Source organism: Sedimentibacter sp. (assembly GCF_033447055.1).
Classification (GTDB): Bacteria; Bacillota; Clostridia; order Tissierellales; family Sedimentibacteraceae; genus Sedimentibacter.
The window spans coordinates 1-8,766 of record NZ_JAWQJF010000105.1 but is presented as its reverse complement, the minus strand read 5'-3'; the positions used below and the strand labels follow the sequence as shown (position 1 = coordinate 8,766).

11 protein-coding genes are annotated in these 8,766 nt (G+C 31.0%); all 11 read right to left on the bottom strand.

Annotated elements, in window-relative coordinates; genetic code table 11:
• Positions 1-93: 93 nt before the first annotated feature.
• The 11 genes from cmk to SA378_RS06950 all read right to left on the bottom strand — a co-directional run bounded on the left by cmk (position 94) and on the right by SA378_RS06950 (position 8,764).
• Positions 94-744, bottom strand: a complete 651-nt coding sequence (gene cmk / locus SA378_RS07000) for a (d)CMP kinase (protein ID WP_318525268.1) — start codon at positions 742-744, stop codon at positions 94-96.
• A gap of 139 nt (positions 745-883) precedes the next feature.
• Complete coding sequence (locus SA378_RS06995; protein WP_318525267.1) at positions 884-1,750, bottom strand: MurR/RpiR family transcriptional regulator; 867 nt, start codon at positions 1,748-1,750, stop codon at positions 884-886.
• A 1-nt stretch (position 1,751) separates the two neighbouring features.
• Positions 1,752-2,291: a 2-oxoacid:acceptor oxidoreductase family protein gene (locus SA378_RS06990; protein WP_318525266.1), complete on the bottom strand. Its 540-nt coding sequence runs from the start codon at positions 2,289-2,291 to the stop codon at positions 1,752-1,754.
• A 10-nt stretch (positions 2,292-2,301) separates the two neighbouring features.
• Entirely contained in the window at positions 2,302-3,120 is an 819-nt protein-coding gene (locus tag SA378_RS06985; protein WP_318525265.1) for a 2-oxoacid:ferredoxin oxidoreductase subunit beta, read from the bottom strand.
• A gap of 1 nt (position 3,121) precedes the next feature.
• The gene (locus SA378_RS06980; RefSeq protein ID WP_318525264.1) at positions 3,122-4,261 is read right to left on the bottom strand and encodes a 2-oxoacid:acceptor oxidoreductase subunit alpha; all 1,140 of its coding nucleotides are present in this window, start codon (positions 4,259-4,261) and stop codon (positions 3,122-3,124) included.
• Positions 4,251-4,457, bottom strand: a complete 207-nt coding sequence (locus SA378_RS06975) for a ferredoxin family protein (RefSeq protein WP_318525263.1) — start codon at positions 4,455-4,457, stop codon at positions 4,251-4,253. Before SA378_RS06975 ends, SA378_RS06980 begins: the two co-directional genes overlap by 11 nt.
• Before the next feature lie 260 nt (positions 4,458-4,717).
• A complete protein-coding gene (locus SA378_RS06970) occupies positions 4,718-5,440 on the bottom strand; it encodes a pseudouridine synthase (RefSeq protein WP_318525262.1) in 723 nt (240 codons plus the stop codon).
• A gap of 235 nt (positions 5,441-5,675) precedes the next feature.
• On the bottom strand, positions 5,676-6,716 hold the full coding sequence (locus SA378_RS06965; protein ID WP_318525261.1) for a D-alanyl-D-alanine carboxypeptidase family protein: 1,041 nt from the start codon (positions 6,714-6,716) through the stop codon (positions 5,676-5,678).
• Positions 6,706-7,086: a hypothetical protein gene (locus SA378_RS06960; protein WP_318525260.1), complete on the bottom strand. Its 381-nt coding sequence runs from the start codon at positions 7,084-7,086 to the stop codon at positions 6,706-6,708. Before SA378_RS06960 ends, SA378_RS06965 begins: the two co-directional genes overlap by 11 nt.
• Before the next feature lie 467 nt (positions 7,087-7,553).
• On the bottom strand, positions 7,554-8,084 hold the full coding sequence (scpB, locus tag SA378_RS06955) for an SMC-Scp complex subunit ScpB (protein WP_318525259.1): 531 nt from the start codon (positions 8,082-8,084) through the stop codon (positions 7,554-7,556).
• A gap of 8 nt (positions 8,085-8,092) precedes the next feature.
• Positions 8,093-8,764: a segregation and condensation protein A gene (locus tag SA378_RS06950; protein WP_318525258.1), complete on the bottom strand. Its 672-nt coding sequence runs from the start codon at positions 8,762-8,764 to the stop codon at positions 8,093-8,095.
• Between the last annotated feature and the right edge of the window lie 2 nt (positions 8,765-8,766).

Genomic DNA, 8,766 nt, shown 5'->3' with positions numbered 1-8,766 from the left:
TATCCGCCTTTTGTATTGTCTAAATTTTCTGCATTATGTACTTTTACATTGAAAAGTAAAAACACTAAAACTTTTAATATAGCAACAGCAATTTTATAGAACATTCTTTCCTCCGATTAAATTAGCAATTGTTTTAACCACTTCATTTATTTCCATATTTGAAGTGTCTATTAATATGGCATCATCTGCCATTTCAAGCGGAGAAATTTTTCTTGTTGAATCACTTTCATCTCTCTTTTTAATGCTTAATAGTACATCATTGAAATCAACATCTGTACCGCTCAATTTAAGTTGCTCATATCTTCTTTTAGCTCTAGTTTCAACAGAGGCTGTTATAAAAAATTTGAAATCAGCGTCAGGAAATACTTTAGTTCCAATATCTCTGCCGTCTAAAATAACATTTTTATTTTTAGCGATATTTCTTTGAAGCGCTACCATTTTTATACGCACATTTTTTAGTGCAGATATTTTCGATGAACCTTTTGAAATAATTTCACTTCTTATTAAACTTTCAACATTTTGGTTATCCAAATAAATTTTATTATCATAATAATCAATTGTTGTCATTTCAAGCATTTTATCAATCTTATTCTCGTCAATCTCTATATTATTAATATATGCTTTATACGCAAGAGCCCGGTACATTGCTCCCGTATCAATATATTCAAAATCTAATACTTTACTTAATAGCTTTGCAACAGTGCTTTTGCCAGCTCCTGATGGTCCGTCTATTGCGATTATCATTATTCTTTTTCCTTTCCTGTATACTTAAACACTTCTTCATTATATTACAGATTTTGAAATTTAACAACAAAATTTTTTTAAAGCTTTATTACACGCTAATAAAGGACATTAGCATGTCCTTTATCATTGTAATACTTATTTAATTGTTTTGATAAATGCTGTGATTGTCCCAAAGTTGTTCAAGTCTGTTATAATATTCAACTATATCATCTTTTTCCTGAAGACTTATATTAATTATTAAACTATTAATCATACCAAGAGGAACAACCAGTGAATCTATAAAAGATACAATATTGCTTTTTGCCAAAAGTGAAACATCTGCAATATTATATACAGGAGATGCTTCCGTATCAGTTATGGCAACTATTTTTGTTTTGTGTTCCTTAATAAACTGCGTAGCTTCTATTGTTATTTTTGAATATCTTGGATAACTTATAACTATTAAAACATCTGTCTCTTTTATTCTTATAATTTCTTCATATAGCGAGTTAACGCCGCTGTTATTTAATACTTTTACATTGTCAAGTATTACATCTAAATAGAATCCAAGATAATTTGATAAAGTTGAAGATGTTCGAAGTCCAAGTATGTATACTTTATCTGCATTCATTATAAGATCAGTTGCTTTGTCCAGCGCTTCAGTATCGATGCTTTCAAACAAATTGCGCATGTTGTTCATTTCGTTTTTTATTATTTTTCTGTGCAATTTGTCTTTGTCATTGATAATATCATCATCCAGTCCAATTCGTTGAACTGTCGTAAGTTTGTTTTTAATTAAAACTTGAAGTGCTTTCTGGAGTTCTGGAAAACCAGAATAACCAAGTGAACTTGCAAAACGTACTACTGTTGATTCGCTTACATCCACTGTTTCCCCTATTTTTGCTGCGGTCATAAAAGCAGCTTTATCGTAGTGATCTATTATAAATTGTGCGATTTGTTTTTGACCTTTACTAAATTTAGAATAATTGCTTTTTATAAGATCAATTAAATTATTGTTATTTTTCATATCATCCTCGAATTAGTTTTATTCCTTCTTCAAAAGCACTTATGTTTTTATCAACTGTAACAGGTGGCACCCTGTCAATTATAGATTTGAGCATTACATCCTTACTTATAACATCTTCTCCAATAAGAGCATACAATACACCAACCGAAACAATATTAGAAACCATATGAGTTCCTATTTTGTTCTGTGCAGTATCTAATATCGGAAGTTTATAAATTGTGTAAGGCGCATCCGTAATAACATTAACACTTTCATCAACTACTAGTATACCATTTTTGCTCAAAGTTGCAATATATTTGTCGTATGAATTTTGTGTTAATGCTAATAATATATTAGCATTTGTAACTTTCGGAAATTTAATTTCATGCTTGCTTATAATAACTTCAGCATTGCTTGACCCTCCCCTTGCTTCAGGTCCATAAGATTGAGTTTGAATTGCATTTATTCCCTGTTCTATTGCAGCATCTGCCAATATAATAGCTGCTAAGATTACACCCTGACCGCCAGAGCCACTTAATCTAATTTCAATTTTGTTGAACATATTAATCTCCTCAATTATTTTTAAACTTATCAATAATTACTTGATAACTTTCTGTATATTCGGGTTTAGGATTATTGTAAAATTCACCGATTAAAATTTTATTTTCAGCTTTTTCAGGATTCTTCTCCAAGACCTTAACATCTATGCAGTTATCTTTTAAGAATGTATGCATTTTTACCGAATTTCCTTTTTTGTTTTTTCTGCCGTAATATGTTGGGCATAGACTTAATCCTTCAATAAATGAGAAGCCTTTATTTTGTAATCCTTTTTCAATTAGTTTTTGCATCAGTAAAGCGTGATATGCAGTTGCTCTTCCAACATAAGTTGCACCCGCACCTTGAGCTAGGCTGCAGAGATCAAAAGGTTTATCGATATTTCCAAATGGCGCCGTCGTTGCAAAATCCCCATAAGGCGTTGTAGGAGAATATTGTCCTCCGGTCATTCCGTATATATTATTATTGAAAACTATAGTAGTTATATCAATATTTCTTCTTGCTGCATGAATAAGATGATTTCCACCTATAGCAGAACTGTCGCCATCTCCCATTATTACTATTACATGAAGTTTAGGATTTGCAAGTTTAATTCCTGTAGCAAACGCTAATGCTCTTCCGTGGGTTGTATGAAGAGTGTTAAAATCCAAATATCCGGGTGCTCTTGAAGAACAGCCTATTCCAGATACAATTACAACTTCATCTTTTTTAAGTCCAAGTTTATCTATTGCTCTTACAACTGTATTCATCAATGTTCCATGTCCACATCCAGGGCACCATATGTGAGGCAATCTATTTACTCTGTAATATTTTTGCGTTATTTCACTGCAATTCATTTTATTTACCTCCCATAACAGCATCAATAATTTCTTGAGGAGTAATTAATTCTCCGGTAATTTTATTGATTTTTTTTACAGGACATTTCTTACCCGCAACCCTGTCTACTTCCAAAAAGTACTGCCCCATATTCATTTCAGCAACATAAATTTCTTTTGAATTTTCTGCAACATCATTTATTTGCTTTTCAAGGAACGGCCATATTGTAATAGGTCTGAACATTCCTATTTTAATATTTTTATCACGCATTTCATCTATGGCGCTTTTTGCTGCTCTTGAAACCCCTCCAAATGCAACAATAACTATTTCAGCATCACTCAACATGTATTCTTCGTAAAAAGTTATATCATCAATGTTTTTTTCAACCTTATCTACAATACGTTGAACAAGTTTACCGGAAATTTCATTATTGTTAGTTGGGAAGCCGGTTTCATCATGTGTAAGTCCTGTTACATGATATCTGTATCCTTCTCCAAATGATGCCATTGGCGGTATCATATCGTCGTCAGGCTTAAATGCAACATACTCTTCTGGCTTGCACGTTGGTTTTTTCCTATTTATAATTTCTATTTCGGAAGGGTCTTTAAAAATAATTTTTTCTCTCATATGTCCAACTGTTTCATCCATTAAGAAAATAACCGGTGTTCTGTATTTCTCTGCAATGTTAAAAGCTTTTATAGCATATTCATATGTTTCCTGAACAGAATTAGGTGTTATTGCAATAGCTGGATGATCTCCATGAGTTCCCCATTTAGCCTGCATTATATCACCTTGAGCCGGTGATGTTGGAAGTCCTGTACTAGGTCCGCCTCTTTGAACGTTAACAATTACACATGGCGTTTCTGTAATAGCCGCATATCCTATGTTTTCCTGCATAAGTGAAAATCCCGGCCCGCTTGTAGCAGTCATAGATTTTAACCCAGCAAGAGAACCACCTATAATTGCAGCCATGCTTGCAAGCTCGTCCTCCATCTGAATAAACTTTCCTCCAAGCTGAGGCAGTTTTTGAGCAGATATTTCTGCAATTTCTGTAGATGGTGTAATTGGATATCCAGCAAAAAATCTCATTCCTGCAGCTAAAGCCCCCTCAACGCAAGCTTCATTTCCTTGAAGTAATTTATATTTTTTTTCACTGTTCATTATCATTTCCTCCTATGTAAATAGCATTATCCGGGCATCTAAGTTCACATTGTCCACAGAAGATACATGCATCTGGATTTGCTATTACACATTTTTCGTTTACTATTTTAAGAACTTGCTTAGGACAAAAACCCACACATATACCACATCCCTTGCACCAATCCTCATTTAGTAGAAGATGTTTATTATCAGTCATATTTAACCTCCAAAATTATCACTATCCATCTATTATAATAGCATGTTTTTGCATTTATGCAAGAAATATTTCAAGTATAGCTTGAAATGCAAGTTTAAATTCATAAAATGCAAAATTTTATTATGAAATCGTATACTTAATATGAAATTGTATAAAATAACAGAAAAAATGCATGATGGCAAATATACCAATCATGCATTTTTTAATATAAATAATTCAGCTGTTAAATTATTTATATGCTATATTTCGTTTAATCCATTTTAACCCTCATGATTTCCTTTTAAAAATTTAATTTCCTCTTTTTTTAAATAAGTCCAAGAACCAGGTTTTAAATTATCCAAAACAATTTTACCTAAAGAAATCCTTTTTAACATTCGCACGTTATGTCCAACTGCATCAAGCATTTTTCTAACCTGTCTATTTTTGCCTTCAGAAATACTTATTTCAATTGTGGATGTATTTCCTGAATGATTTATTAGCTTTACTTTTGAAGGAGCCGTTTTATAATCTTCTACATTTACACCATTTTTAAGTTTATTAATTGCTTCATCACTGATGTATCCATCAACTTCTGCCACATATGTTTTAAATATATGATATTTCGGATGCATAAGTTTGTTTGCCAAGTCTCCATCATTTGTAAGGAGCAATAAACCTGATGTATTATAGTCAAGCCTTCCGATTGGGTAAATTCTTTCCTTAATATCGATTAAATCAAGTACGGTTTTTCTATTAAATTGATCTTTTACCGTTGTTACATAGCCTTCCGGCTTATATAGCTTAATATATATTAATTTATTGCTTTCAGAAATTGAATTATCGTCAACAGATACGATATCCTTATCTGTATCAACTTTTGTTCCAAGTTCTGTAATAACAATACCGTTGACTTTTACATTGCCGTTTTTTATCAATTCCTCTGCTTTTCTTCTGGATGAAATACCACAGTGTGCAATATATTTTTGTAATCTTTCTTCTCCCATAAACTCCTGCCTTTTAGATAAATTATAATAATAGTATAATACATATTATTTAATTTGCAAACGAAAAAAAGACAACTTATAATTAAATGCTAGACCATTGATAATAACCACCATTTATGTCATCCTGAAAGCAGTGAAGGATCTCTTAAAACTTTTAAAAGATGAGATTCTTCGACTACGTCTCAGAATGACGAGGTCGGAAATTACTATTTGTCATCAAGCTGACTATCAATAATTAATTGCCCATCAAACTTCCTGTGTGTATTAACTCATTTTTCAGAAAAATATTATATGTTCCGTATATCGTATTATTTTTATTATTTACTATGTGAGGGGTTGTAATATTTAATTCGAAACGTACTTTATTTTTTTCGTCCTCAGTGAGTAAATAAGTAAAGCTGTCCGAAATAAAAACTGGTTTACCGTCTGAAGCAGTTCCAACATATTGGTTTTTTTCAACTATACTGTAATTTTTATAATTTTCAAACGCCCAGTCAAATAATTTGTAACTGTCATTAAACCAATCGTTGTCGTTAAGTACTACAACAATTATTTCAATGCCTTCCTTTTCTGCAGATGCAACAAGACATCTTCCGGCTGCTTTAGTATATCCAATTTTAACTCCGCTGCCATATTCATATTCCAGTACAACTTTATTTTTGTTATACAATATTGTATTTAAACTTTCTGCCTTATATTTTACAGTTGAAACTATTTCTTTAAATGTTTCATTTCTCATAGCATATTTACTTATTAGCGCCAAGTCGTATGCTGTTGAATAATGATTGTCATCATGAAGTCCACAGGCATTTGCAAAACAGGTATTATATGCTCCAATCTCCACTGCCTTATCATTCATCATTGAAACAAACCCTTCCTGACTGTTTCTACCTGTAAAAGCAGCCAGTGTTTCTGCAGCATCATTGCCGGAGCGAAGCATGGTACCATACAACAAGTCTGTTATTGAAACCATTTGTCTTGGTTTTAAATAAATGCTTGAACCTTCTATTCCTGTGCTGAATGCAGGTACTTCTATTTTTTGTGTTAAATTATCTGCATTTTCTATTGATAAAATGGTAGTCATTATTTTAGTTGTGCTGGCTATGGGCAGTTTTTCATTTGCATTTCTGGAGCTGATTATTCTTCCTGAATCTGCATCTATTACTATGTATGATTTGGCTGCTACGTCCGGTATTGCTTCTGCATAATTGAACTGACAAAGAAATACAGTCATAGCAATAAAAATAATAAAAACTTTAAAACTTTTATATATCACTATCCTTTTTCTCCCTTATATCTTTTATAAATGACATGATGTTCATTATTGACGATGTTAAATCTAATGGTGGTATATCATTATAAATATTAATAGTTTTAACATCACTATTACTTGTTTCATAAATAAGTATTTGCGGATCCAACTGTAAATTAACGTACGCAGCGCCTGCAAAAGGTTTTAAATCAACAGAACGAAATTTTTTATCTATATCGCTGCCACCTATAACAAAATTCATGTTAAGTTTTGAAATAGCAAGATAATTTGTGTTATCATATGTAATTTTACTGCTGATGAGTTTTTCGTTTTCGGTTAGATTATTTATGTTATCAAGCGTTGTTTTAATAATGTTTTCTATATCGTTGCCCATTTTATCCCCTTTCTTATTTTGTATAAATACAGTATGCCCTAAAAAAGGAGAAATATAACATTATCCATTAAGCAAAGATTTTTTCAATATATTATTTACAATAATGAATTCAATGGCAAACGAAGAATTATTATCAATATTCTCAGGATAAAAGTAAATATTTTTAATTATAAAATATCTTGATATTTTTCTTACATATTCTAAATATTTAAAATGCCATTTAACTTTATCTGCTTCTTTTGTTTTTTTGTATCTTGCAATTAATTTATTTGCAAAATCTATATAAAAAATTTTTTGATGCAGTCTATATTTTTTCTTGAATAAAATGACGAGCACTGAAATATTTAAAAATGAATTAGTAAGATTTAACTTAAAGCAAGCCTTAATATTAAAATATACAAACAGCAGTCCCCCGACTATAAAAATAACAATCCAAATTCCCATATTATAAATAAAAGCAACGAATTTTACGTTGCTTTTTTCTCCTCATCAGGTTCTATGATTAAGGCAGGAAGTTCTTCTATTGAATTCAAGCCAAAATGTCTTAAAAATTCATCTGTTGTTGCATAAATTGCAGGTCTTCCCGGTTTATCCAATCTTCCCACTTCTTTAATAAGTCCTTTATCTATAAGACCTTTTATTACATTAGAGCATTTAACTCCTCTTATTAGCTCAATTTCAACTTTAGTTACCGGTTGTTTGTATGCAATTATTGATAATGACTCCATTGCTGCAGTGGATAAGCTTTTATTTACTGTAGTTTGAAGCAAACTTTGAATAAATTCAAAATTATCCTTTTTAGTTGTAAGCTGAAAGGAATTCCCAAATTTTTGAACAATAAGTCCTCTGTTAGCATCTTCATTGCATTGAACTATCATTTCTTCTAAGTGAGTTTTTATACTTGGAAGCGATATATTCAAAATTCTTGAAATTTCATTTATATTTAAAGGTTCGCCCCATGCAAAAAGCAAGCTTTCTAATACACTTTTTATATTCATTTTATCTCCTACGCAGCGATTATAATTATATCACTGTATGTATCTGTTTGATAAATTTTCATTCCTTGTTTATTTGAGAGTTCCAACACAGCCAGAAACGTTGTAATTATATATTCTTTTGTAATTTGCTGTTTTTCTTTAAACGTTGCGAACAATGAAACTCTTCCGCTGATTTTCAATTTTTTCAGCAATTCATTTACGCAGTCCTTTACGCTGTAATTTTCTCTGTACAGTTTAAACTTTTCTTCAGTAACTACTTTAATATTTTGATTTTTTATTAAAGACATAAAAACATTGTACAATTCGTAAATATTTATTTCATTCAATGAAAGCTGCTCTACTTTAACATCAGAAGTAATTGCCATTTCCTCCTTTGGCTTGGAAAAATAATAACTACTTTCATCTTCATATTTCTTTAACTTTTCAGATACATCTTTGAACAGCTTATATTCCAATAGTTTATTAATGAGTTCCTGTCTCGGATCTTCACTTTTTTCTTTTTGTGGCAACAACATTTGTGATTTTATTTCAATGAGCGTTGCTGCCATTAAAATAAATTCACTTGCTACATTCATATTGAATTGCATCATTTGTTCAAGATATTCAATGTACTGATCAGTTATTTCTGAAATAGGTATATCATATATATTGATTTCCTTTTTTTCTATTAAGTGATACAGTA